The following is a 24,669-nucleotide window of genomic DNA, read 5'->3' on the forward strand; positions in this document are numbered from 1 at the left end:
GTCGCGCCGCCGCGCAGTGCCGTTGGGTCGGGTGTTCCGGTCACTCCGACCCGTGGCGCCGGATCGCAGGCCCCGGTCACCCCGACCCGGGCCCCCGGTGAGGGCCCCACGGTGCGCCGGGCGGGCGGCGAGGCGTCGCACACCCGGGTCTCACCGAGCGGCCCCGCCGGACCGATGGGCGCCCGGCCCTCACATCGTGCCGCCGGCGCCGGCGCCTGCGCCTGGGCCGAACTGCTGCGTCTCCCGGCCCTGTTCACCGTCCCCGGGGACGCCCTCGCGGGCGCTGCCGCGGCCGGCGCGCGAGCCGATTCCCGCACCCTGCTCGCCATCTGCTCCTCCCTGTGCCTGTACGAGGCGGGCATGGCCCTCAACGACTGGGCCGACCGGGCCGAGGACGCCGTCGAACGTCCGCACCGTCCCCTCCCCTCCGGACGGATCCGCCCGACCGCGGCCCTCACCGCAGCCTGCGCCCTCACCGGCGCGGGCCTGTCCCTGGCAGCCTGCGCCGGCCGACCCGCCCTCGCCGTGGCGGTCCCGCTGGCCGCGACCGTCTGGGCGTACGACCTCGCCCTGAAGCACACGCCGGCAGGCCCCTTCGCCATGGCGACCGCCCGTGGCCTCGACCTGCTGCTCGGCGCCGCGGCGACCACGGGAACCAGGGGAACCAGGGGGAGGAGCAAACCAAGGGGCACGACCCGTCCTACGGGCACCGGCGCGCAGTCCGCGACGGCCGTCGGCACCCAGGGCACGGCCGGAGCGGGAAGGACCGCCGCCCCCGCCCTCGCCGCCGTACCGTCGACTGCCACGAGCCGCGTGCGCCAAGCCCTGCCGTCCGCCGCCCTGCTGAGCACGCACACCCTCGCCGTCACCACCGTCTCGCGCGGCGAAACCCAGGGCGGCTCACCCCTGGCTCCCCTCGGCGCCCTGGCCACGACCGCCGTACTCACGCGACTCCTGGCACACCCGTCCAGCGGGCCGAACGGCAGGCCGGATGCCAGGCAGGGCACCGGGCCCGGCACCCTCAAGCCCCCCGCCGCCGGCACCCTGCGCACCGCTCTGGCGGCCACTCTCGCCACCGCGTACGCCACCGCCGCCCGCCCCTACTTCCACGCCACCCTCAATCCGTCACCCCCGCTCACCCAACGAGCCGTCGGCGGCGGCATCCGCGCCACGATCCCCCTCCAGTCCGCCCTCGCCGCCCGCTCCGGCGCGACCGCCACCGCGTTGCTCACCGCGTCCCTGGCCCCGCTCGCGGCGAGATTCGCGAGGAAGGTGAGCGTCACATGAACTCCGAGGCTCCCCACCCGGAGAACGGTGCAGGCGGCCCCGACACCACCGCCCTCCGCTTCGGCTACGGCACCAACGGCCTCGCCGACCTCCGTCTCGACGACGCACTGGCCCTGCTCGCCGACCTCGGCTACGACGGCGTCGGACTGACCCTCGACCACATGCACCTCGACCCGCTCGCCCCTGACCTCCCGGCCCGCACCCGTCGCCTCGCGCACCGGCTCGACCAACTCGGCCTGACGGTCACCGTCGAGACGGGCGGCCGCTACGTCCTCGACCCGCGCCGCAAACACGGGCCCTGCCTGCTGGACCCCGACCCCGACGACCGCGCCCGGCGCGTCGACCTGCTGACCCGCGCCGTCCGCGTCGCCGCCGACCTCGGCGCCCACGCCGTCCACTGCTTCAGCGGGACCACCCCGACCGGCACCGACGAGGACACGGCATGGAAGCGCCTGGCCGAGGCACTCAGCCCGGTGCTGGACGCGGCCACCACAGCCGGCGTCCCGCTCGCCGTCGAACCCGAACCAGGCCACCTCCTCGCCACCCTCGCGGACTTCCACCGGCTCCGCCGTACCCTCGGCGACCCGGAGCCCCTCGGTCTGACCCTCGACATCGGCCACTGCCAGTGCCTCGAACCGCTCCCACCCGCCGACTGCGTACGCGCCGCCGCTCCCTGGCTGCGCCACGTCCAGATCGAGGACATGCGCCGCGGCCTCCATGAACACCTCCCGTTCGGGGACGGGGAGATCGACTTCCCGCCCGTGCTCGCCGCCCTCGCCGCCACCGGCTACCAGGGCCTGACCGTCGTCGAACTGCCCCGCCACTCCCACGCGGGCCCCCACTTCGCCGAAATCTCCCTTCCCTACCTCCGTAACGCAGCCGCGCCCTCACAAGGGAGCACCCCATGACCCGCGCGCACGCCCACCCGGCGTCCCCGGCGGCCGGCACCCAGGGCACCACCCTCGCCCGCACCCGGCCGTCCGACCTGCACCACCATGTCGTCACCGGCCTCGATGAAGCCGCCCACGCCTGGCTGGACCAGGCCCTCGACGAGGCCGCCGCCCACCGAGGCACCCACGGGCCCATCTCCGTATGGGAACTCCGGCTCGCCGAAGCCGGACGCCGCTGCGGCCCGGAGTACGCCGACGCCGTCCGTGTCCTGATCCTCGACGCGGCCCGCGCCGACCCGGGCGCCCTCTCCCGCGTCTACGTCCAGGGCACCGCCGCCGAACGCCGCGCCGTCCTGTACGCCCTGCCCCACCTGGTGCCCGGACCCGAAGCGCTCCCGCTGGTCGAGGACGCCCTGCGCACCAACGACACCCGGCTCCTGGCCGCCGCCGTCGGCCCTTACACCGCCCGGCATCTGCCCGCCCACGCCTGGCGGCACGCCGTCCTGAAGTGCCTGTTCACGGGCGTGCCCGTGGCAGAGGTCGCCGACCTGGACCGCCGCGCCCGCGCCGACGCGGAACTCGCCCGCATGCTCCACGACTACGCCGAGGAACGCACCGCCGCCGGCCGCCCCGTGCCCGAAGACCTGCACCGCGTCCTGACCCTGACCGGCCCCACGACCACGCCGCCCGCCGGCCCCGGCACCCGCGGCCTCGACGGCAAGGAGTCCTGATGCGCCTCTTCGACCCCCACATCCACATGACGTCCCGCACCACCGACGACTACGAGGCCATGCGAGCCGCGGGCATCCGAGCCGTCGTCGAGCCGTCCTTCTGGCTCGGCCAGCCCCGCACCTCGCCCTCCTCCTTCCTCGACTACTTCGACTCCCTGCTGGGCTGGGAGCCCTTCCGGGCCGCCCAGTACGGCATCGCCCACCACTGCACGATCGCCCTCAACCCCAAGGAGGCGAACGACCCGCGCTGTGTCCCGATTCTCGAAGAACTGCCCAGGTATCTCGTCAAGGATCAGGTGGTGGCCGTCGGCGAGGTCGGCTACGACTCGATGACCCCGGCCGAGGACACCGCCCTCGCCGCACAGCTCCAGCTCGCCGCCGACCACCAACTGCCGGCCCTCGTCCACACCCCGCACCGCGACAAACTCGCCGGCCTGCGCCGCACCCTCGACGTGATCCGGGAATCCGCCCTGCCGCCCGAGCGGGTGCTGGTCGACCACCTCAACGAGACCACCGTCAAGGAGGCCAGGGACAGCGGCTGCTGGCTGGGCTTCTCGGTCTATCCGGACACCAAGATGGACGAGGAGCGGATGGTAGTGATCCTCAAGGAGTTCGGCCTCGAGAAGGTCCTCGTGAACTCCGCCGCGGACTGGGGGAGAAGCGACCCCCTCAAGACCCGGAGCGTCGCCGACGCCATGCTGGCGAGCGGCTTCGGCGAGGACGACGTCGACCAGGTGCTGTGGCGCAACCCCGTGGCCTTCTACGGTCTCAGCGGCCGCCTGATCCTCGATGTCCCGGACACCTCCGGCACCCACGAGGGCAACTCCGTCCTGCGCGGCGGGGAGTGAGCGATGCGCTTCCGGCACCCCGACGGCAGCATCGTCCACCTCGCCTACTGCACCAACGTCCATCCCGCCGAGACCCTCGACGGCGTCCTCGCGCAACTGCGCGACCACTGCGAACCCGTGCGCCGGCGCCTCGGCCGCGACCGGCTCGGCATCGGCCTGTGGCTCGCCCGGGACGCGGCGCACGCCCTCGTCACCGACCCGTCCGCGCTGCGCCGACTGCGCACCGAACTCGACCGACGCGGCCTCGAGGTCGTCACCCTCAACGGCTTCCCGTACCAGGGATTCGGCGCCGAGGAGGTCAAGTACCGCGTCTACAAACCCGACTGGGCCGACCCCGAACGCCTCGACCACACCTCCGCCCTGGCCCGCGTCCTGGCCGGACTTCTCCCCGACGACGTCACCGAGGGCAGCATCTCCACCCTCCCGCTCGCCTGGCGCACCGTCTACGACCAGCGCACCGCACAGGCGGCCCGCACCGCCCTGCTCGCCCTCGCCGAACGCCTCGACGCCCTGGAGGAGCTGACCGGACGCTCCATCCGTGTCGGTCTGGAGCCGGAACCCGGCTGCGTCGTCGAGACCACCCACGACGCCATCACCCCGCTGACCGCGATCGCCCACGACCGGATCGGCATCTGCGTCGACACCTGCCACCTCGCCACCTCCTTCGAAGACCCGCACACCGCCGTCGACGCACTCGTCGAAGCCGGCATCCCCGTCGTCAAGTCCCAGCTCTCGGCCGCCCTGCACGCCGAGCACCCCCACCTCCCCGAGGTCCGCGCGGCCCTAGCCGCGTTCGACGAACCCCGCTTCCTGCACCAGACCCGCACGGCCACCGCCGCCGGCCTGCGCGGCACCGACGACCTCGGGGAGGCCCTCGCCGGCGACACCCTCCCTGACGGCGCCCCCTGGCGCGCCCACTTCCACGTCCCCCTGCACGCGGCCCCCGCCGCGCCCCTCACCTCCACCCTTCCCGTCCTGAAGGCCGCGCTGACCCGGCTCGTCGGCGGTCCGAACCCCCTCACCCGCCATCTGGAGGTCGAGACCTACACCTGGCAGGCGCTCCCGCCCGAGCTCAGGCCCCGTGGCCGGGCCCAGCTCGCCGACGGCATCGCCGCCGAACTCGCCCTGGCTCGCGACCTGTTGACCGACCTTGGCCTGAAGGAGCTCCCATGAGCAGCCCCGCCTCTCCCGGTGCCGAAGCCGACCTGCCCTCCCGGGCCCACCCAGGCACCGACGGCGAGAGCGACGCCAAGCACCCCGTGCCCCTCCTCGTCCTCGACGTCGTCGGCCTCACCCCGCGTCTCCTCGACCACATGCCCCACCTCAAGGCGCTCGGCCGGTCCGGCTCCCGCGCGCCCCTCGGCACCGTCCTGCCCGCCGTCACCTGCGCCGCCCAGTCCACGTTCCTCACCGGCACCCACCCGTCGGAGCACGGCATCGTCGGCAACGGCTGGTACTTCCGCGAGCTCGGCGACGTACTCCTGTGGCGGCAGCACAACGGTCTGGTCGCCGGGGACAAACTCTGGGACGCCGCCCGTCGCGCGCACCCCGGCTACACCGTCGCCAATATCTGCTGGTGGTACGCCATGGGCGCCGACACCGACATCACTGTCACCCCCCGCCCGATCTACTACTCCGACGGCCGCAAGGAACCGGACTGCTACACCCGGCCCGCCGCCCTGCACGACGAACTCACCGACAAACTCGGCACCTTCCCCCTCTTCCACTTCTGGGGACCCGGCGCGGACCTGGTCTCCAGCCGCTGGATCATCGACGCGACCCGGCACATCCTGCGCACCCGCCACCCCCACCTGACACTGTGTTACCTCCCGCATCTCGACTACGACCTGCAGCGCTTCGGCCCCGACGACCCACGCTCCCTCAAGGCCGCCACCGACCTGGACGCGGCCCTCGCCCCGCTGTTGGACGACGCCCGCGCCGAGGGCCGTACCGTCGTCGCCCTGTCCGAGTACGGCATCACCCGCGCGGAGCGCCCCGTCGACATCAACCGCGCCCTGCGCCGCGCCGGCCTGCTGGAGGTGCACACGCAGGACGGCATGGAGTACCTCGACCCGATGGCCTCCCGCGCCTTCGCGGTCGCCGACCACCAGATCGCCCATGTCTACGTCCGCCGGCCGGAGGACCTGGACGCGACCAGGGCCGCCCTCGACGGCCTGCCCGGTATCGAGCAACTACTGGACGACGAGGGCAAGAAGGCCCACCACCTCGACCATCCGCGCGCGGGCGAACTCGTCGCCGTCGCGGAACCGGACGCCTGGTTCACGTACTACTACTGGCTCGACGACGCCCGCGCGCCCGACTTCGCGCGACTGGTCGAGATCCACCGCAAACCCGGCTACGACCCGGTCGAACTCTTCATGGACCCGCTCGACCCCTATGTGAAGGTCAAGGCGGCGACGGCGCTGGCCCGCAAGAAACTCGGGCTGCGCTACCGCATGGCGGTCGTGCCCCTGGATCCCTCACCTATTCGCGGCAGCCACGGCCGCCTTCCGGCGAGCGACGACGACGGTCCGCTCCTCATCTGCTCCACCCCCCACGCTGTCGACGGCCGCATCGAGGCCACCGACGTGAAAGCACTGCTGCTCCAACTGGCCGGTCTGTCCTGACTGTTCTGACCGGTCCGACTGTTCTGACTGTTCTGACTGGTCACAAGTGAAGCACTCACCACTGACAACGCCCTCCGACACCGAGGAGTTCCAGCATGAGCCGCACCTCCCAGACGGATCCCGAACTCACCCACCGCCTCACCAGACGAGGCATGCTCGGCGTGGCCGCGGGCGCCACCGCCGCCGCACTGCTGGGGGCCGCCGCCTCACCGGCCACGGCAGCCACCGTCTCCGACACCTCCGCGGCAGGACGTGGCCGTCCCGTCCTGCCGCCCGGCAGGCTCGGCATCCAGCTCTACAGCCTGCGCGACAAGGTCTCCACGCTGGGCTTCGCGCCCGTCTTCGCCGAACTGGAGAAGTACGGCTACGACGAGGTCGAGTTCGCCGGGTACACCCAGGGCTCGGCGGGCCCGATCACGCTCGCCCAGCTCAAGCGGCTGGCACGGAACCACGGCCTGAACCCGATCGGCAGCCACGTCGGCTACTACGCCGACGACCCGAACGCCTACACCTTCGCCCAGAACCTCACCAAGGTCCTCGACGACGCCCAGGCCCTCGGCCTCAAGCACATCGGCACCGCCTCCGGCCCGTTCCGCTACGGCTCCACGGTCGACGCGTGGAAGCGGGCGGCCGAGGAGTTCAACACCTACGGCGCGGCGGCGCGGGCCCGCGGCATGAAGTTCTACCAGCACAACCACTCGGAGGAGTTCTCCTTCGCCACCGACAACCCCAAGGTCCGCCTCTACGACGTGCTGCTCGCCGAGACCGACCCCGACCTCGTCTACCTGGAGATGGACATCTTCTGGGCGTATTCGGGCCAGTTCCGCTTCTCGCGGCGGCCCGACGGCACCGCCGCCCCCTTCGAGCCGCTCGACTACGTCCTCAGGCAGCCTCACCGCTACCCGCTCTTCCACGTCAAGGACGGCGTGAGCGACCCGGCGAACCAGTACGGCTACCGGATGACCGACGTCGGTGACGGCGACATCGACTACCAGCGGTTCCTCTCCGCCGTGACCCGGCTGCGCGGCGAACGCCTGGCCCACCACTGGCAGGTCGAGCACGACAACCCGACCGAGTCCTTCACGTTCGCACGTCGTTCGAGCGACCATCTGCACTCGTTGCGGGAGAAGTGCTGACGGACGTCGAGCACACACAGGAGGAGGCCCTCCCCGCCCCGGGGAGGGCCTCCTCACATACGCGACGGATCAGCCGGCGGGCTGAGGTTCCGGGGAAGTGGTGACCCCGGATGTCCGCCCCGGCTGCCACAGCAGCAGCGCGATCGCCGCCACCATCGACACACCGCCGGCCGCCGAGCCGTACGCCTATTCGAAGACGCTGATGGCCATCATGGCGGTGCGACGGGGTCAGCCGTCATGTCACGCCATCTCCTCGCCGAGCGGTTGCGGGTTGGGTGCGACTCGCCGGGCCTTCGGCCTGCCCGGTGCTTTCAGGAAGAGCGCCAGAACCGCGGAGGCCAGCCCTACGGAGCCCGCTATGACGAACGCGCCCTCGTAGTCCCACGCGTCGACCACGACCGCGCCCATCCCGGATCCCACCAGGCCCGAGATCAGCTTCGAGCTGTAGACCATTCCGTAGTTGGAGGCGTTGTTGTTCTCGCCGAAGTAGTCGGCGGTCATCGCCGCGAACAGCGGGAAGATCGCCCCGCCGCCGAAGCCGGAGACCATGGAGCAGAACAGGAAGAACGGCATGCTGCCCATCTGGCCGGAGACCAGCACCCCGAACTGGGCGGTCCCCAGCACCAGACACACGATGATCAGTGTTTTGCGGCGGCCGAACTTGTCGGAGATCCAGCCGATCACGCCGCGTCCCGTGCCGTTGACGATGGCCTTCAGGGACATCGCCGTGGCCACGATCCCGCCCGCGAAGCCCATGTCCTTGCCGAACGGCACCTGGAAGGCGATGCCGAAGATGTTGATGCCGGCGGTGCACAGCAGACAGAACCACATCATCCATAGAACGGGTGTGCGGGAAGCCTCCTTCGGGGTGTACTGCTTGACCGCCGGCGGGTTCTTCTCCAGCGCCCGGCGGATCTTCGGGTCGTCGGTCAGCCTGAGCGGGTCGACGTGCGCCGGCCACCAGTTCTTCGGCGGGTCCCTGAAGAACCAGCCGGCGAACGCCACGACGGCACAGCAGATCAGGCCCACCATCACGAGGACGCCCTCGTAGTTGCCCAGGTCCATGTACGAGGTGAACAGGAACACGAAGGGCACCGAGCCGTAGGCGAAACCGCCGTTGACCATGCCGGTCTTGCCGCCCTTGCGCTCCGGATACCACTTGCCGACCATGTTCACGCAGGTCGCGTAGACGAGACCGGCGCCGATGCCGCTGAACATGCCGAAGCCGATGTAGGCGACGATCACGTGCGGCGCGAACGCCAGCGAGAGGTAACCGCAGATCGTGCCCAGCGCGCCGAGCATCATCGCGTACCGCGCGGGAAGCCTCCCGCTCTCCCGCAGCTGTCCGGCGGGGAAGGCGACGGCGGCCTGGAAGAACACCCAGACGCCCATCAGCCAGAAGATGTGCCCACTGTTCCAGAGGTGTGCCTCGTGCAGGGTGTCCTCGGCCGACGTGAACGCGTACTCCGAGGAGCTGATGCCCAGCATGCCCATCCACGGGAAGAGCACCATGGTCCATCGTGGCCGGCCCATGATGTCCCGGTCGGTCTCGCCGATCCGGTACACGCGGCCGTTGCGGTCCGTCACCTCCCTGTAGGGGACGGACGTCGAGAAGTCGGTGGTTGTCATATGTCGCCCCTTGCGTCGAAAGTGCTGGCCAGCGCCCCCTGTCCAATGCCTTTCGTGTGCGCACGGGTCCCGGAGCCGGCCGACGCGCACCGTCGGCCGACCCCTTCCTCGCTCACCTCATGCGCCGCCCCCCAACAACCCCGCCGCCCGCGCCCAGCGATACTTCGCGCCGAGCACCGCCACCGGCTTCTCCGTCGTGTACGGGTACGCCACGACGCCCCGTTCGTAGAGGTACTGGCAGGCCTCCTCGACCTCGACGTCCCCCGCGAGCGACGCCACCACGGGCTTCTCGATGCCGCGCTCCCGGAACTCGGCCACCACGCGCGCGGTGAGCTCCGCGAAGACCATCGGGGGAGTCACGATGGTGTGCCAGTAACCGAGGACGAGCGCGTGGATGCGCGGGTCCTCAAGACCGAGCCGGATCGTCGCCTCGTACGTCGACGGCGGCTCGCCCCCGGTGATGTCCACCGGGTTGCCCGCGGCCCCGAAGGGCGGGATGAACTTCCGGAACGCCTCGTCCAGGTCCGGCGGGATCTCCATCAGGGTGAGGCCGTTGTCGGTCACCGCGTCGGAGAGCAGTACGCCACTGCCGCCGGCCCCGGTGATGATCACGATGTTGTCGCCCTGGGGAGCGGGAAGTACGGGCAGCCCGCGCGCGTACTCCAGCATGTCGTTGAGACCGGGCGCCCGGATGACGCCGGCCTGCTTCAGGATGTCGTCGTACACGGCGTCGTCGCCCGCCAGCGCACCGGTGTGCGACCCGGCGGCCTTCGCCCCCGCCGCCGTACGGCCCGCCTTGAGGACGACGACCGGCTTCTTGGGCACGGTCGCGCGCGCGGCCTCGACGAAGGCGCGGCCGTCCTTGAGGTCCTCCAGGTGCATCGCGATGCAGTCGGTGTGCGGGTCCTCGCCGAACCAGGTCAGCAGGTCGTCCTCGTCCAGGTCCGACTTGTTGCCCAGGCCCACGATCGCCGACACGCCCGTCTTCGTGGTGCGCGCGAAGCCCAGGATGGCCATGCCGATGCCACCGGACTGCGAGGTCAGCGCGACCCCGCCCTTGACGTCGTACGGCGTGCAGAACGTGGCGCACAGGTCCTGCCACGTCGAGTAGTAGCCGTAGATGTTCGGACCCAGCAGCCTTACGCCGTGCCGTTCGGCGATCGCCACGATCTCCGCCTGGAGTTCGTGCTCGCCGGTCTCCGCGAACCCGGAGGGAATCAGTACGGCGTTGGGGATCTTCTTGCGTCCCACCTCCTCCAGGGCCGCGGCCACGAACTTGGCGGGTATCGCGAAGACCGCCACATCCACCTCACCGGGAACGTCCGTGACACTCTTGTACGCCTTGCGGCCCAGAATGTCATCGGCCTTGGGATTCACCGGATGGATCTCCCCGGCGAAGCCGCCGTCGACGAGGTTGCGCATCACCGAGTTGCCGATCTTGCCCTGCTCGTTGGAGGCACCGATCACGGCAACAGAGCTCGGCTGCATCAGGTGGCGCATGGAGGTGAGGATCTCGTCGCGCGTGTACGTCCTGCGGGGTGGCGGCTGCGACTGGGCGAGGATGACCCGGATGTCGGCGGCGACGGCACCCTCGGGCGTCGCGATCACCGGGTTGAGGTCCACCTCCGCGATCTCCGGGAAGTCCGCGACGAGTTGGGACACCCGCCGGATCTGCTCGGCGATCGCCCACCGGTCCACGGCCGGCGCGCCGCGCACCCCGCGCAGGATCTCCGCCGACCGGATCGAGTCCAGCATGGACAGCGCCTCGTCGGCGTCCACGGGCGCGAGCCGGAAGGTGACGTCCTTGAGGACCTCGACCAGCACCCCGCCGAGCCCGAACGCCACGACCTTCCCGAACGTCGGATCCGTCACCGCGCCGACGATGACCTCCTGCCCCTTGGGGAGCAGTTCCTGGACCTGGACGCCTTCGATCCGGGCCCGCGCGTCGTACGCGCGCGCGTTGTCGACGAGTCGGTGGAAGGCGGCCCGTACGTCCGTGGCGCCCTCCACGCCGACGATCACACCGCCGGCGTCGGTCTTGTGCAGGATGTCCGGGGAGACGATCTTCATCACGACCGGCCCGCCGAAGCGCGCCGCGTACGCCACCGCCTCGTCGACGTCGGTCGCCAGTTCCTCACCGGGTACGGCGATCCCGTACGCGTCGGCGATCACCTTGCCCTCGGGCGCGGTCAGCGCGGTCCGTCCCTCGGCCCGCACGGAGTCGAGAAGCGTGCGCACCCTCAGGGCGCGGTCTTCGGCCATCACGTCAGATCACTCCGTTCGACTTGAGCAGGCGCAGCTCCTCGTCGCCGAGACCGAGCTCGCCGACGTAGACCTCTTCGTTGTGCTCGCCCAGCAGGGGTGAACTGGTCACGTCCACGGGGGAGTCGGAGAGTTTGAGCGGGCTGCCCACGGTCTTGAAGTCGCCCCGCTGGGGGTGTGGCACGGTGACGACCATCTCGTTGGCGACCAGCGAGCGGTCCTCGATGATCTCCTTGGTGGACAGGATCGGCCCGCACGGGATGTTGTGTGCGTTGAGCTTCTCCAGCACGTCCCACTTCGGGAGCGTGGCGGACCACTCCTCGATCAGCTGGAACATCTTGCCCAGCTTGGGCAGCCGGGCCTCCGGGGTCGCCCACTCGGGGTCGTCGGCCAGCTCGGGCCTGCCGATGAGCTCACTGAGCGGCTGCCAGCCGACGGGCTGCACGATGACGTACACGTAGTCGTTGGGCCCGCCGGGCGCGCACTTGACCGCCCAGCCGGGCTGCCCGCCGCCGGACGCGTTCCCGGACCGGGGAACCTCGTCGCCGAAGTCGTCGTTGGGATATTCAGCGAGCGGGCCGTGTGCCAGGCGCTGCTGGTCGCGCAACTTCACCCGGCAGAGGTTGAGCACAGCGTGCTGCATGGCCACATTGACCCGCTGACCGCGCCCGGTGTTCTCCCGCTGGTACAGCGCCGCGAGAACCCCCGCCACGGCGTGGACGCCCGTGCCCGAGTCCCCGATCTGGGCCCCCGTCGCCAGCGGTGGCCCGTCCTCGAAACCGGTGGTCGACATCGACCCGCCCATGGCCTGCGCGACGACCTCGTACGCCTTGAAGTTGGTGTACGGGCCGTCCCCGAACCCCTTGATGGAGGCATAGACGATCCGCGGATTGATCTCCTGGATGCGGTCCCAGGTGAAGCCCATGCGGTCGACCGCGCCCGGTCCGAAGTTCTCGACCATGACGTCGGAGCGCCGGATCAGCTCGGTGAGGATCTCCTTGCCGCGCTCGGTCTTGGTGTTGAGGGTGATGCTCCGCTTGTTGCAGTTGAGCATCGTGAAGTAGAGGGAGTCGACGTCCGGGAGGTCGCGCAGCTGCCCCCGCGTGATGTCACCGGTCGGCGCCTCCAGCTTGACGACGTCCGCGCCGAGCCAGGCGAGCAACTGGGTCGCGGAGGGCCCGGACTGGACGTGGGTCATGTCCAGGACGCGGATGCCTTCGAGAGCCTTGGGCGGTGTTCCCGTCGTGCCGGTCATGGCGGCCACCTCACTTGTACATGGTCTGGTTCATGGTTCCGGGGGCGTACGCGTCCGGGTCGACCCAGACGTTGATCAGCGACGGCTTGCCCGACTCGCGGGCGCGCCGCAGTGCCGGGCCGATGTCGGCGGGGTCGCGGACCTCCTCGCCGTAACCGCCCAGCATCTGGGCGAACTTGTCGTAGTGGACGTCGCCGAGGGTGTTGCCGATCCGCTGGCGCTCCTGGCCGTACTTCTGGGCCTGGCCGTAACGGATCTGGTTCATGGAGGAGTTGTTGCCGACGATGCCGACGAAGGGGAGGTCATAGCGGACGAGGGTCTCGAAGTCCCAGCCGGTGAGGGAGAAGGCGCCGTCACCGAAGAGGGCCACCACCTCCTTGTCGGGCCGCGCCTGCTTGGCCGCGAGCACGAAGGGGACGCCGACGCCGAGCGTGCCGAGCGGTCCCGGGTCCATCCAGTGGCCCGGCGACTTGGGCTGCACGACCTGACCGGAGAAGGTGACGATGTCGCCGCCGTCGCCGATATAGATGGAGTCCTCGGTGAGGAAGTCGTTGATCTCGCTGACCAGCCGGTACGGGTGGATGGGCGAGGCGTCGGACTTTAGGCTGGGCAACCGCTTCTCGATCGCGGTCTGTTCGGCGGCCCGCAGCTCGTCGAGCCACTCCTTGCGCCGGGACGCCCCACCATTGCTGTATCCATTAAAAGCGTGCCCCGAGGCGGCCTCGGTCACCGACTTCAGCACCAGCCCGGCGTCGCCGACGATCCCGAGGTCGATGTCGCGGTTCTTGCCGACGGTGCGGTAGTCGAGGTCGATCTGGACGACGGTCGCGTCCGGCGACAGCCGCTTGCCGTAGCCCATGCGGAAGTCGAAGGGCGTGCCGACGATCACGATGACGTCGGCGTTGGAGAAGGCGTACCGGCGCGACAGCTGGAAGTGGTGCGGGTCGCCGGGCGGCAGGGTGCCGCGGCCCGCGCCGTTCATGTACGCGGGGATGTTGAGGGTGCGTACGAGGTCGATGGCCGCCTCGGTGCCCCGGGTCGTCCACACCTGGCTGCCCAGCAGGATGGCCGGTTTCTCCGCGTGCACCAACAGGTCGGCGAGCTTCTCGATCGCCTCGGGGTCGCCGGCCGAGCGGGTCGAGGCGCGGTAGGCGCCCGGCTCCGGCACGCGCGCCTTGGCCACCGGCACCCTGGCGTCGAGGACGTCGCGCGGGATCTCCAGGAAGGAGGGACCGGGCGCGCCGTGGTAGCACTCGCGGAACGCCATCGACACCATGTCCGCCGCCCGGGCCGTGTCCGGCACGGCCGCCGCGAACTTGGTGATCGGGGTCATCATGTCGACATGCGGCAGGTCCTGCAGGGACCCCATCTTGTGCTGGGTAAGCGCCCCCTGGCCGCCGATCAGCAGCATCGGGGACTCCGCGCGGAAGGCGTTGGCGACGCCGGTGACGGCGTCGGTCGTACCGGGGCCCGCGGTGACGACCGCGCAGCCGGGCTTGCCGGTGATGCGCGCGTAGCCGTCGGCCGCGTGGGCGGCGACCTGTTCGTGACGGACGTCGACTACTTCTATGCCCTCGTCTACGCAGCCGTCGTAGATGTCGATGATGTGGCCGCCGCACAGGGTGTAGATGCGATCGACCCCCTCGGCCTTCAGGGCTTTGGCAACGAGATGACCACCGGAAATCACGTCCTGGGTGTCGTCGGGCATGGCGAAGTCCTGTCCCTTCGTAGGGGGTTGGAGCACTCTCGCGGTACATTGCATACAGTCGACGAATACTGTATGAAGCTTGTTATCCCGCATCCGGTGGGTGGTGTCCAGGGGGCGTGCGGCACTTCTTAGACAGGAGCCGAGATGGACCTGTACGAACACCAGGCAAGGGAACTCTTCGAAGAACACGGCATCTTGGTGCCTAGGGCCGAGGTGACCGACTCGCCCAAGGAGGCACGCGAGATCGCCCGCGCCCTGGGTGGGCGGGTGGTGGTGAAAGCCCAGGTGAAGACCGGTGGCCGGGGCAAGGCGGGCGGGGTGAAGCTCGCCGCGGACCCGGCCGCCGCGGAGCTCACGGCCCGCCAGATCCTGGGCATGGACATCAAGGGGCACACGGTCGGCAGGGTGATGCTGGCCCAACCCGTGGACATCGAGACGGAGTTCTATGTCTCTTACGTCCTCGACCGCGCGGCGGGTCGCTTTGTCGCCATCGCCTCCGCCGAGGGAGGCATGGAGATCGAGGAGGTAGCCGCAAGCCGGCCCGAAGCCGTCGCTCGTGTGCACATCGACCCCGCCGAGGGCGTGACGTCGGCGAAGGCGAGTGAGATCGCCGAGGCGGCCGGATTCCCGCCGCAGACCGTCGACGTCATGGTACGGCTGTGGGAGGTGCTGGTCCGCGAGGACGCGGTCCTCGTCGAGGTCAACCCGCTCGTGCGCACGAAACAGGGCCGGATCCTCGCCCTGGACGGCAAGGTCACCCTCGACGACAACGCCCGCTTCCGCCAGGAGCGTTGGGGCGCCGAGGGCGCGGCGTACGACGACCCGCTGGAGGCCGCGGCCGCCGCGAAGGGCCTCAACTACGTCAAGCTCGACGGCGAGGTCGGCATCATCGGCAACGGCGCCGGCCTGGTCATGTCGACCCTCGACGTGGTCGCCGGCTGCGGGGCCCGCCCCGCCAACTTCCTGGACATCGGCGGCGGCGCCTCCGCCCAGATCATGGCCGACGGGCTGTCGGTCATCCTCTCCGACCCGGCCGTGAAGTCCGTCTTCGTCAATGTCTTCGGCGGGATCACCGCCTGCGACGCGGTCGCCGACGGCATCGTCCAGGCCCTGGAGAGCGTGCGGTTGACCAAACCGCTCGTCGTACGCCTGGACGGCAACAACGCGGTGCGCGGCCGCGCCGTCCTCGACGAGCGCGCCCACCCGCTGATCCAGCAGGCCACCACCATGGACGGCGCCGCCCGCCGGGCCGCCCAACTCGCCACCACAGCCTGAGGAGACGGGACATGGCGATCTACCTGACCAAGGAGAGCAAGGTCCTCGTCCAGGGCATGACCGGCGCCGAGGGCATGAAGCACACCCGCCGCATGCTCGCGGCCGGCACGAACGTCGTCGGCGGCGTCAACCCGCGCAAGGCGGGACGCACCGTCGACGTCGACGACCGTGCGGTGCCCGTCTTCGGGTCCGTCACCGACGGCATGCGGGCGACCGGAGCGGACGTCACCGTCGTCTTCGTGCCGCCCGCCTTCGCCAAGGCCGCCGTCGTGGAGGCCGCCGACGCGGGAATCGGACTCGCCGTCGTCATCACCGAGGGCATCCCGGTCCACGACTCCGTCGACTTCACGGCGTACGCCAAGCGGAAGGGCACCCGGATCGTCGGCCCCAACTGCCCGGGCCTGATCACCCCTGGGCAGTCCAACGCGGGCATCATCCCCGCCGACATCACCAAGCCGGGCCGTATCGGACTGGTGTCCAAGTCCGGCACGCTCACCTACCAACTCATGTACGAACTCCGCGACATCGGCTTCTCGACGTGTGTGGGCATCGGCGGTGACCCGGTCGTCGGCACCAGCCACCTCGACTGCCTCGCCGCCTTCCAGGACGACCCCGACACCGAACTGATCGTCCTCATCGGGGAGATCGGCGGCGACGCGGAGGAACGCGCCGCCGCGTACGTCCGCGCGCACGTCACCAAGCCCGTGGTCGGCTACATCGCCGGCTTCACCGCGCCCGAGGGCAAGACCATGGGGCACGCGGGCGCGATCGTGTCCGGCTCGTCCGGCACCGCGCGGGCCAAGCAGGAGGCCCTGGAAGCGGCCGGCGTCCAGGTGGGCGGCACACCGACGGAGACGGCCCGACTGGTGCTCGCCCGACTGAACACGGAGCGTGACACCACCGAGAGTTGACGTGGGGTGGCTGTCCCGCGCCAGCCGACGTCACTACCTTCCTCCCTACGATGGTCCGCGCCCGCCCGAGCGACCCGTCGTCCGCGCCCGCCCGAGTGACCCGTGCGCGCGACGAGCCAGGCACCCTCGCCCCCGACCGTGCACCGTGAGCGGAGCAGAACGATGGCACCCACTCTCGCCCCGAACTCCCACGCCGAAACCCAAGTCCCCGTCCTCACCCTCAAGTCCGGCACGTCCTGGGCCGACGCCTGGCGACGCTGCCTCGCCGTCGCCCCCGAGGCCTTCCGGGACGACCGTGTCCTCAACCTCTGGGGCTCCGCCTGGCGAGCCGAGGGCCGTATCCTGCCTGCCACCAGTCCGATCGACGGCAGTCCGATCGCCGGCCCGCCGCGACTGGACGAGGCCACCGCCCGACAGGCCGTCCGCGCCTCCCTCGACCAGCACCGCGCCTGGCGCCACATCCCCCTCGACGAGCGCCGCGCCCGCGTCGCCGCCACCCTCGACGCCCTCACCGAACACCGCGAACTGCTCGCGCTGCTGCTCGTCTGGGAGATCGGCAAGCCCTGGCGGCTGGCTCAGGCGGACGTCGACCGGGCCATCGACGGTGTGCGCTGGTACGTCGACGGCATCGACCCCATGCTGGCGGGCCGGGTCCCGCTGGACGGCCCGGTGTCCAACATCGCCAGCTGGAACTACCCGATGAGCGTGCTCGTTCACGCAGTGTTGGTACAGGCATTGGCAGGCAACGCGGTCATCGCCAAGACCCCGACCGACGGCGGTGTCGCCTGTCTGACGCTGGCCTGTGCGCTCGCCGCCCGCGAGGGGATTCCCGTCACCCTGGTCAGCGGCAGCGGCGGCGAGCTGTCCAAGGCGCTGGTGCGCGCACCGGAGATCGGCTGCGTCTCCTTCGTCGGCGGCCGCGACACCGGCGCCGCGGTGGCCACGGCCGTCGCGGACCTGGGCAAGCGGCACATACTCGAACAGGAGGGACTCAACACCTGGGGCATCTGGAACCACACGGACTGGGACGCACTCACGGCGATCGTTCCCAAGCTCTTCGACTACGGCAAGCAACGGTGCACGGCGTACCCGCGCTTCGTCGTCCAGCGGCAACTGTTCGACGCGTTCCTGACCGCCTACCTCCCGGCGGTCCGCACCCTGCGCGTCGGGCACCCGCTGGCTGTCGAGAGGCCTGACGACCCGTACCCGGAGCTGGACTTCGGACCGGTGATCAACGCGGCCAAGGCCAAGGAACTGCGCGACCAGGTCGCCGAGGCCGTCGAGCGCGGTGCCGTCCCACTGCACCGGGGCCGACAGCCCGACGCCCGGTTCCTGCCCGGTCAGGACACCTCCGCGTACGTCCAGCCGGTCACGCTCCTGAACCCGCCGCCGTCCTCACCACTGCACCACGCGGAACCGTTCGGCCCGGTCGACACCATCGTCCTGGTCGACACGGAGGCGGAGCTGCTGGCCGCGATGAACGCCTCCAACGGCGCGCTGGTGGCCACCCTGTCCACGGACGACCGGGCGACCTTCGACCGGCTGGCTCCGCAGATCCGCGCGTTCAAGGTGGGCCACGGCAAGCCCCGCTCGCGGGGCGACCGCGACGAACTGTTTGGCGGCTTCGGCGCGTCCTGGCGCGGCGCGTTCGTCGGCGGCGAGCTCCTCGTGCGTGCCGTGACGCGGGGCCCGGCCGGGGAGCGGCTCCCGGGCAACTTCCCGGACTACCACCTCATGCCGTGAGGAACACGATCGTCAGCCGTACCGATTTCGTGTGTCGGCATGGCTGACGATCCGTTCCGGAGCACCGGCGGGCGGGACTCACCCGCGGGAACTCGTCGGCGCGGCGCGCAAATTCGCCGACGGGGCGCGACAACCCGCCGATGTGGCACGACACTTCGCCGACGCCCCGCGTCAGCCGATGCCCCGCGTCAGCCGATGCCCTGCCGGTCCGGCCGGAGGGCGAACGCGCGGTCCGCGGGCGCCGGGATGTGACGCTCGACTGCCTGTGCGAGCAGCGCCCGATGACGCAGCAGCGGTTGCCGCCGCTCCTCGGGGGCGAGGAGCGCCAGATCGTCGAGCCCGGCCAGCAGACGCCGTGTGACCTGTGGGTTTCCCACCGCACAGCCACGGATCTCGGTGAACCCCAGATCCACCAGATCGGTCCATCCCGGCACCGGCTGCACAAGCCGTACCGCGCCCCGTCGGTCCCGGTGCACCGACGCGTCCAGCGGGCGCCGGGACACCGCGGCGAGGAACTGAACGATCCGGTCCAGGGCCTGTACGGCGGTCGTCGGATCGTTGATCGCGGGGGAGAGAGCCTTCAGCGCGATGTCGGACAGCTGGCGCAGCCCGAAACCGAGGTCCTGGTGGAAGGTGCGTTCCACGCCCACGGACGCGGTGTAGCGCAGGGCACGCCGGGGTGGTGCCGTGCGGCCGTGGACCGCCAGGACGGGCGTCCCGGGGACGACGAAGTCCCCGATCCGCGGGACCAGCCGCAGGACGACGTCATGCTGCCGTGCCACACGCACCAGCCGCGCGATATCGACGTCCCGCAGTACACCGGCCCGCCCGTCGTGAGCGATCCACGCGGCCACCGGCCCCAGCGCGCCCTCGTCCTCAGGCGCGCCCGCCGGCATTATCGCGGCGACCCGGAAGGCCTCGCCGACGATCCGGTCGATGACATGACTGATCCGCATCAGCCGCAGCGTCGAGTTCACGTACATCACGAACAGCAGCAGACTCAGTCCGACCATGGCGAGTGTGACGACGGACTGCACCAGCGGGACCGAGGTGACCAGACGGGGATCCTGATCGCTGTCGTACGAGGTCAGTACCAGCAGTGTCAGCACGAACGTCGCCAGAAACACGGCGAACGTGGCCTTGGTGATCCTGCTCCGCACGAAGATCCGCACCACCCGCGGGCTGAACTGGCCGCTCGCCATCTGCACGGCGACCAGCGAGATGCTGAAGACGACGCCGATGAAGGTCATCATCGCCGAGCTCACGGTGGTCACCACGGTCCTGGCGTCGTCCGCGAACCGCAGCAGCTCCTCGACCGTGTCGTAGTCGTGTTCGTCCTGGAGTGCCGCGACGATCCGGGTGTCGATCTCCGAAGCCACCGCCCACACCAGGAGGACGCACACCATGCCCGCGGCGGGCGCGAACCAGAACGTGTCCCGCAGGTGTTCCCTGAGCGGCGACAACGCCCGGGGGCGGCGCCCCGTGGCCGGGCCGCGCGTAACCATCCAGTCGCTCATGGTGAGACCTTAGGGTCACCGGCGCCGCCGGTCCGGGAGCGGCGCTCACACGACGGAAACGCAGGTGAAAGGCACTCCGAAAGCTTGGTATTGTTGTCCACGTCGCCGCGGGGAGCACTCCCGTCCAGGCGGCAGACACCTGGTCCGGGTGGCGGAATGGCAGACGCGCTAGCTTGAGGTGCTAGTGCCCTTTATCGGGCGTGGGGGTTCAAGTCCCCCCTCGGACACAGATCAGACAACAGTCACAGATCACATCGCACCTTGTGCGGGTCGAGCACCGTCTCGGCCCGCACGATCTGTTTTCCGGCGCCGCCCCTGAACCGCAGCCACCGCGGCCAGGAGAGCGAGGGCGGTTCCGGCTCCGGCGCCGATCAGTAGTCGCGTCACCCGTCGGTGGCGCAGGGCGACGGGCTTCTCCGATGCGACCGCGAGCGCGCCCGGGACTGTCCGACGGGGCTGCGCGGAACCCTGCTGCGGGTCGGCGCCCGTGTCGGTCGAGCCGTCCGGGCGGGCCGATGCCGCCGCCGCGTGCCAGCGTCGCGTCCACTCGCCCAGGTCCCCACCACAGGCGCCGGCCAGCGCGACGGCCACCTCGCAGGTCGGCAGCCGGTGTCCCCGGGTCGCGTCGGCCAGTGTGCTCGGCGCGTAGTGGGCTTGCGCGGCGAGATCCCGGTAGCTCGGGGTGCCCGCCCGCGCGCGTAACTGCCGTAGCTCCCAGGCGAACCGTGCCACCGGTCCGGTGTCCGGATCCAGCGGACGTTCCGGTCTTCCCGCACGGCGCGTGCGGCGCCCGTTCTCGTCCCCCGTCACAACATGCCTCGCTTCCACCGCTCTCCAGCGGTCACCTGTCCCTCCCAGGCTCCCGGGCCGTCCCCTCTGCTGCCATCCGCACTTTCGGACAATCCCCTATCACCCGATTCGCCAGGACAGGCGACCGAGGGGATTGACCGGTTGTCCGGGAGGTGCCGGGCGGTCTTCCGGACAATGCGCCGCCGGGCACAGGTTGGCGGGGAAGTCCGTCCGGAGCGTCCGTCCGGAGGCGCTGAACGAAGTCCTGAACGAAGCGTCCTGAACGAGGAGTTCCGAATGAAGAGTCGACGAGGGAGAGGGTCTCCATGAGATCGAGACGTCTGATAGCGAGCCTGTCCGCGGCCGCCGCGCTCACCATGCTGGGCGCCGCGGCGGGTACCGCCGAGGCGGCGCCGCGCTCGCCGTCCGGCGCGGCGGTGGTGTGCATCCCGGAGGCCCCGGTCTGCTACGGCATCACGGGCAACGCCACCCAGGGCTACGGGTTCGGATTCACCCTCAAGCCCCCGCCGCTGAACCTGAGCCTCTCCTTCACGGTCAACGGTTTGGCGGCGTCCGGATCGCTCTCCTACACCTCGACTCCGACGCTGCTGCGGGGCGAGTTCCGGCCGTTCCAGCCGCTCGTCGTGGGTGACACCGTCTGTATGTACGTCGGCATCAACTCGCGGGGGTACTGCGAGACCGTCGTCTGAGGGCGGGGCTGTCTCGGCTGCTAGCGTCCGGATCATGAACGACAGCGTGTATGTGGGCAGCGCGGGCAAGGATGCGGCACTGGACCGGGGATGGCTCCTCGGACACTTCAAGAACGCTGACGATCCGCGCCACAGCGAGTCTGTTGAGATCAAATGGGGCGTCCATCCGCGTGGTGACGAGCGAAGGCAATGGGTGAGAGGCGAGGAGCGAACGGCTCTCCTGCTGCTCATCAGCGGTCGCTTCCGCGTCGAACTCCCCGGCCGCAGTGTTCTCCTGGAACAGCAGGGTGATTACGTCGTGTGGGGCCGCGGAGTCGACCACTCCTGGTTCGCGGAGGAGGAGTCGGTAGTACTGACGGTTCGGTGGCCGTCCGTACCCGGCTATGCGGTGGCACAGCAGGATCGAGCGCAGCTGCAATCTTGACCGCCTAAGTGCTGGTCAAAGCCACTCGTTGATGGCAGAGACCAGCACACCTCGCCGCAAATTCGGTTGACCGGGGCGATGCGGTGCGGGCTGAATACCGCACATGGCCGACATCCAGGGTTCGTACGACGATCTGTTCAGCGCCGTGCCCGGCGCGCTGTCCGTGCTGCTGGACGCCGGGGACGTCGGCGGTTCGGTCGCGGTCTTCGTGGACGGCGAGCCGGTGGTGGACGTCTGGGGCGGATTCGCGGACGCGGACCGTACGGACCCGTGGCGGCGGGACACGATCACCAACGTCTGGTCCGTCACCAAGACGATGACGGCCCTGTGTGCCCTGATCCTGGCGGACCGTGGTGAGCTCGACCCGGAAGCGCCGGTCGCCCGGTACTGGCCGGAGTTCGCCGCGGCGGGCAAGGAGAAGGTGCTCGTGCGGCATGTGCTCTCGCACACCGCGGGCCTGCCCGACTGGGACGAACCGGTGTCCGCGGCCGATCTTTACGACCGGCCGGCGGTCACGGCGCGCCTCGCCGCGCAGACACCCCGCTGGGAGCCCGGCACGGCGGCCGGATACCACTCGTTGACCCAGGGATTCCTGGTGGACGAGGTCGTACGCCGGATCACCGGCCGAGGCGTGGGCAAGTTCCTCGCCGACGAAGTCACCGGGCCGCTGGGCGCGGACTTCCACATCGGACTGCCCGCCGAGCACGACCAGCGGGTCGCGCCCACGGTTCCGCCGCACTCACGGGACGAGGACTACACCGCGAGCGCGCCCGGCAGCACGGCCCCCGAGACGGGGAAGGGCGTCCGGGTCCGCGACGGCAACAGCGTGGCCTGGCGCCGCGCGGAGATCCCCGCGGCGAGCGGTTTCGGCAACGCGCGCTCGGTCGCGCTCGCACAGTCGGTGATGGCGTGCGGGGGAGCGGTACACGGGGTGCGGCTGCTGTCCCCGAAGGGCTGCGAGCGCGCCTGGCAGGAGCAGTTCGCGGGCGAGGACCGCCTCCTGGGCACCTCGATGCGCTACGGCCTGGGGTACGGCCTGTTCGGGACCACCTTCGGCTGGGGCGGCTGGGGCGGTTCGCTGGTCATGATCGAGCCTGAGGCGCGCATGGCGGTGGCGTACGTGACGAACCAGATGCGCGAACCGGAGAGCGACACGCGTGGACTGGAGCTGGTAATGGCTGCCTACGACGGGCTCCAGGGACTGCGCGCCTGACCTCGCCGTCGGGAACCTACGGTGATACCCGAGGCCCCCGCTTCACCCGCTCCACCCGTGCCACCCCGCCCGTCTCCAGAGCCACCCAGACCGCGCCGTCGGGGCCCAAGGTGAGGCCGTGCGGCTCGGACGACGGGGACGGGAGGTCGTACTCGGCGATGCGGACGCTCCCCGTCTCCGTTGTCTCCTCCGCCTCCCCGGTCACGGTGACGCGGCCGACCCGGTTGGCGCCCCACTCGGTGAACCAGCAGTCTCCGGTCGCGGCCGCCACGACGGCGTGCGGCCTGGCCGTGCGGTCGGGCAGTGGGAACTCCTCGATGCGGCCGTCCACCGAGATCCTGCCGACCTGCCCCGCCGCGATCTCGACGAACCACAGGGCGGCACCGTCACTGGTGATGCCCACCGGTCCGGCGCCGGGAGTGGGCAGGGGGTGCACGGTGGTGTCGCCGTCGACGGTGATACGGCCGATCGCGTTCGCCTGGTGGAGCGTGAACCACAGGGCCCCGTCGGGTCCCGCGGTGATCGCGGACGGGAAGCCGCCCTCCACTGGCAGGACGAACTCGGTGATCTCCCCTTCGACGGTGACACGGCCGACCCGGTCGGTGTTCATCTGCGTGAACCACATCGCGCCGTCCGGACCGGCGACGATCCCGAAGGGCCCGCTGTCGGGCGTCGGTACGGCGAAGGACCTCACGTCTCCCTCGACGGTGACACGGCCGATCCGATGGTCCTGGGACCGGGTGAACCACAGTGCCCCGTCGGGCCCGGGTGCGATGACCGTCGGCCGGCACCCGGGCGAGTCCAGCGGATACTCCGTCAGTTCGCCGTCCGGCGCGAGACGCGCGATGCGACCGCTGTGGACGAGAGTGAGCCACAGGGCGCCGTCGGGGCCGGTCGTGATGCCGTAAGGGCCGTCCTCCTCGCCCGCCACGTGGATCTCCGTGATGGCCGGGGCCTCGAAATGCTGCACGGCGGGTCCTTTCGGCGTTCTCGGCGGGCGTCGTCGCACCTTGCCCGGGAGGAAGCGCGGGCGCAACCGCATAACTCGGGGGACCACTGCTGGGATCAGTAGGGTCGTCGGCATGGACGACGTGCGGGTGGTGCTGATCGGCGGGACGTCGAACGTCGGCAAGTCGACTGTCGCCCAGGTGGTGGCGGAACGGCTCGGGTTCGCGCACCGGTCGACGGACTTGCTGGCGCGACATCCGGGGCGGCCCTGGCGGACGCCGGAGCGGGAGGTGCCGGATCATGTCGCCGAGCACTACCGCTCCCTCCCCGTCGACGAGTTGATCGCCTCGGTCCTCGACCACTACGAACGGCTGTGGCCCCGGATCGAGGAGCTGATCACGGCCCACGCCATCGAGGGCGGCGCCGGGACGGGCCTGGTTCTGGAAGGCTCGGCTCTCTGGCCCGTCCGCGTCGCGGAGTCGACGGCCCCGCGAACCGCGGCCGTCTGGCTCACCGCCGACCACACCGTCGTACGCCACCGCGTGCACCAGTCCGGCCACTACGCGATCGCGACGGACGAGGATCGGCATCTGATGGACAAGTTCCTTGCCCGGACGGAGCGTTACCAGTCCCTCATGGTCAGGGCCGTCGACCGTCTGGGCCTGTGCCGCGTCGACGGGGGCGACGGACGGTCGGTGACGGAGGTGGCCGACGCGGTGCTCGCGGCCGTCGGTGAGCAGCGGACACCGCGAGGGGCCTAGAAGGG

At 70.6% G+C, this 24,669-nt stretch carries 21 protein-coding genes and 1 tRNA gene; 15 read left to right on the forward strand and 7 right to left on the reverse strand.

Annotation, left to right across the window (positions count from 1 at the left end; genetic code table 11):
- Positions 1 to 174 precede the first annotated feature (174 nt).
- The 7 genes from AB0H86_RS29915 to AB0H86_RS29945 all read left to right on the forward strand — a co-directional run bounded on the left by AB0H86_RS29915 (position 175) and on the right by AB0H86_RS29945 (position 7,519).
- Positions 175 to 1,287 (forward strand): SCO3242 family prenyltransferase, encoded by a 1,113-nt coding sequence (locus tag AB0H86_RS29915; protein ID WP_362445649.1) that lies wholly within the window; start codon positions 175 to 177, stop codon positions 1,285 to 1,287.
- The gene (locus AB0H86_RS29920) at positions 1,284 to 2,195 is read left to right on the forward strand and encodes a sugar phosphate isomerase/epimerase family protein (protein ID WP_362445474.1); all 912 of its coding nucleotides are present in this window, start codon (positions 1,284 to 1,286) and stop codon (positions 2,193 to 2,195) included. The genes AB0H86_RS29915 and AB0H86_RS29920 overlap by 4 nt, the downstream gene beginning before the upstream one ends.
- Entirely contained in the window at positions 2,192 to 2,908 is a 717-nt protein-coding gene (locus tag AB0H86_RS29925; protein WP_362445477.1) for an EboA domain-containing protein, read from the forward strand. The genes AB0H86_RS29920 and AB0H86_RS29925 overlap by 4 nt, the downstream gene beginning before the upstream one ends.
- Positions 2,908 to 3,756: a TatD family hydrolase gene (locus AB0H86_RS29930; RefSeq protein WP_362445480.1), complete on the forward strand. Its 849-nt coding sequence runs from the start codon at positions 2,908 to 2,910 to the stop codon at positions 3,754 to 3,756. The genes AB0H86_RS29925 and AB0H86_RS29930 overlap by 1 nt, the downstream gene beginning before the upstream one ends.
- A gap of 3 nt (positions 3,757 to 3,759) precedes the next feature.
- Positions 3,760 to 4,929, forward strand: a complete 1,170-nt coding sequence (gene eboE, locus AB0H86_RS29935; protein ID WP_362445483.1) for a metabolite traffic protein EboE — start codon at positions 3,760 to 3,762, stop codon at positions 4,927 to 4,929.
- Complete coding sequence (locus AB0H86_RS29940) at positions 4,926 to 6,383, forward strand: nucleotide pyrophosphatase/phosphodiesterase family protein (RefSeq protein WP_362445487.1); 1,458 nt, start codon at positions 4,926 to 4,928, stop codon at positions 6,381 to 6,383. The genes eboE and AB0H86_RS29940 overlap by 4 nt, the downstream gene beginning before the upstream one ends.
- 95 nt (positions 6,384 to 6,478) lie before the next feature.
- Positions 6,479 to 7,519 carry a sugar phosphate isomerase/epimerase gene (locus AB0H86_RS29945; protein WP_362445490.1) on the forward strand — a complete coding sequence of 347 codons (1,041 nt, stop codon included), beginning with the start codon at positions 6,479 to 6,481 and terminating at the stop codon, positions 7,517 to 7,519.
- Positions 7,520 to 7,759: 240 nt separating this feature from the next.
- Here the strand turns inward: AB0H86_RS29945 and AB0H86_RS29950 are convergent, their stop codons facing one another.
- The 4 genes from AB0H86_RS29950 to AB0H86_RS29965 all read right to left on the reverse strand — a co-directional run bounded on the left by AB0H86_RS29950 (position 7,760) and on the right by AB0H86_RS29965 (position 14,373).
- The gene (locus AB0H86_RS29950) at positions 7,760 to 9,148 is read right to left on the reverse strand and encodes an OFA family MFS transporter (RefSeq protein ID WP_362445493.1); all 1,389 of its coding nucleotides are present in this window, start codon (positions 9,146 to 9,148) and stop codon (positions 7,760 to 7,762) included.
- A gap of 117 nt (positions 9,149 to 9,265) precedes the next feature.
- The gene (locus AB0H86_RS29955) at positions 9,266 to 11,410 is read right to left on the reverse strand and encodes an acetate--CoA ligase family protein (protein ID WP_362445496.1); all 2,145 of its coding nucleotides are present in this window, start codon (positions 11,408 to 11,410) and stop codon (positions 9,266 to 9,268) included.
- A 4-nt stretch (positions 11,411 to 11,414) separates the two neighbouring features.
- Positions 11,415 to 12,665 carry a formyl-CoA transferase gene (gene frc / locus AB0H86_RS29960; protein WP_362445499.1) on the reverse strand — a complete coding sequence of 417 codons (1,251 nt, stop codon included), beginning with the start codon at positions 12,663 to 12,665 and terminating at the stop codon, positions 11,415 to 11,417.
- Between the two features lie 10 nt (positions 12,666 to 12,675).
- The gene (locus AB0H86_RS29965; protein ID WP_362445502.1) at positions 12,676 to 14,373 is read right to left on the reverse strand and encodes a thiamine pyrophosphate-binding protein; all 1,698 of its coding nucleotides are present in this window, start codon (positions 14,371 to 14,373) and stop codon (positions 12,676 to 12,678) included.
- Between the two features lie 144 nt (positions 14,374 to 14,517).
- Between AB0H86_RS29965 and sucC the strand changes: the two genes are divergently transcribed.
- The 3 genes from sucC to AB0H86_RS29980 all read left to right on the forward strand — a co-directional run bounded on the left by sucC (position 14,518) and on the right by AB0H86_RS29980 (position 18,302).
- The gene (gene sucC / locus AB0H86_RS29970; RefSeq protein WP_362445505.1) at positions 14,518 to 15,648 is read left to right on the forward strand and encodes an ADP-forming succinate--CoA ligase subunit beta; all 1,131 of its coding nucleotides are present in this window, start codon (positions 14,518 to 14,520) and stop codon (positions 15,646 to 15,648) included.
- An 11-nt stretch (positions 15,649 to 15,659) separates the two neighbouring features.
- Positions 15,660 to 16,559, forward strand: coding sequence for a succinate--CoA ligase subunit alpha (gene sucD / locus AB0H86_RS29975; RefSeq protein ID WP_362445508.1), 900 nt, complete (start codon positions 15,660 to 15,662; stop codon positions 16,557 to 16,559).
- A gap of 162 nt (positions 16,560 to 16,721) precedes the next feature.
- Entirely contained in the window at positions 16,722 to 18,302 is a 1,581-nt protein-coding gene (locus AB0H86_RS29980) for an aldehyde dehydrogenase family protein (protein WP_362445511.1), read from the forward strand.
- A 188-nt stretch (positions 18,303 to 18,490) separates the two neighbouring features.
- On the opposite strand, the gene AB0H86_RS29985 is transcribed toward AB0H86_RS29980, so the two are convergent.
- Positions 18,491 to 19,819 carry a DUF2254 domain-containing protein gene (locus AB0H86_RS29985; RefSeq protein WP_362445514.1) on the reverse strand — a complete coding sequence of 443 codons (1,329 nt, stop codon included), beginning with the start codon at positions 19,817 to 19,819 and terminating at the stop codon, positions 18,491 to 18,493.
- A 142-nt stretch (positions 19,820 to 19,961) separates the two neighbouring features.
- On the opposite strand from AB0H86_RS29985, the gene AB0H86_RS29990 reads away from it, so the two are divergent.
- A tRNA-Leu gene (locus tag AB0H86_RS29990) sits at positions 19,962 to 20,046 on the forward strand.
- Positions 20,047 to 20,068: 22 nt separating this feature from the next.
- On the opposite strand, the gene AB0H86_RS29995 is transcribed toward AB0H86_RS29990, so the two are convergent.
- On the reverse strand, positions 20,069 to 20,551 hold the full coding sequence (locus tag AB0H86_RS29995) for a helix-turn-helix transcriptional regulator (RefSeq protein WP_362445517.1): 483 nt from the start codon (positions 20,549 to 20,551) through the stop codon (positions 20,069 to 20,071).
- A 383-nt stretch (positions 20,552 to 20,934) separates the two neighbouring features.
- Between AB0H86_RS29995 and AB0H86_RS30000 the strand changes: the two genes are divergently transcribed.
- The 3 genes from AB0H86_RS30000 (at position 20,935) to AB0H86_RS30010 (ending at position 22,955) form a co-directional block, all read left to right on the forward strand.
- The gene (locus tag AB0H86_RS30000) at positions 20,935 to 21,318 is read left to right on the forward strand and encodes a hypothetical protein (RefSeq protein WP_362445521.1); all 384 of its coding nucleotides are present in this window, start codon (positions 20,935 to 20,937) and stop codon (positions 21,316 to 21,318) included.
- A 34-nt stretch (positions 21,319 to 21,352) separates the two neighbouring features.
- Positions 21,353 to 21,742, forward strand: a complete 390-nt coding sequence (locus tag AB0H86_RS30005; RefSeq protein WP_362445524.1) for a signal peptidase I — start codon at positions 21,353 to 21,355, stop codon at positions 21,740 to 21,742.
- A 103-nt stretch (positions 21,743 to 21,845) separates the two neighbouring features.
- Positions 21,846 to 22,955 carry a serine hydrolase domain-containing protein gene (locus tag AB0H86_RS30010; RefSeq protein WP_362445527.1) on the forward strand — a complete coding sequence of 370 codons (1,110 nt, stop codon included), beginning with the start codon at positions 21,846 to 21,848 and terminating at the stop codon, positions 22,953 to 22,955.
- 16 nt (positions 22,956 to 22,971) lie between these two features.
- Here the strand turns inward: AB0H86_RS30010 and AB0H86_RS30015 are convergent, their stop codons facing one another.
- Complete coding sequence (locus AB0H86_RS30015; RefSeq protein ID WP_362445530.1) at positions 22,972 to 23,925, reverse strand: virginiamycin B lyase; 954 nt, start codon at positions 23,923 to 23,925, stop codon at positions 22,972 to 22,974.
- Between the two features lie 112 nt (positions 23,926 to 24,037).
- On the opposite strand from AB0H86_RS30015, the gene AB0H86_RS30020 reads away from it, so the two are divergent.
- Complete coding sequence (locus AB0H86_RS30020; protein ID WP_362445532.1) at positions 24,038 to 24,664, forward strand: AAA family ATPase; 627 nt, start codon at positions 24,038 to 24,040, stop codon at positions 24,662 to 24,664.
- Positions 24,665 to 24,669: the final 5 nt, after the last annotated feature.

The organism is Streptomyces sp. NPDC050997, assembly GCF_040660135.1.
Classification (GTDB): Bacteria; Actinomycetota; Actinomycetes; order Streptomycetales; family Streptomycetaceae; genus Streptomyces.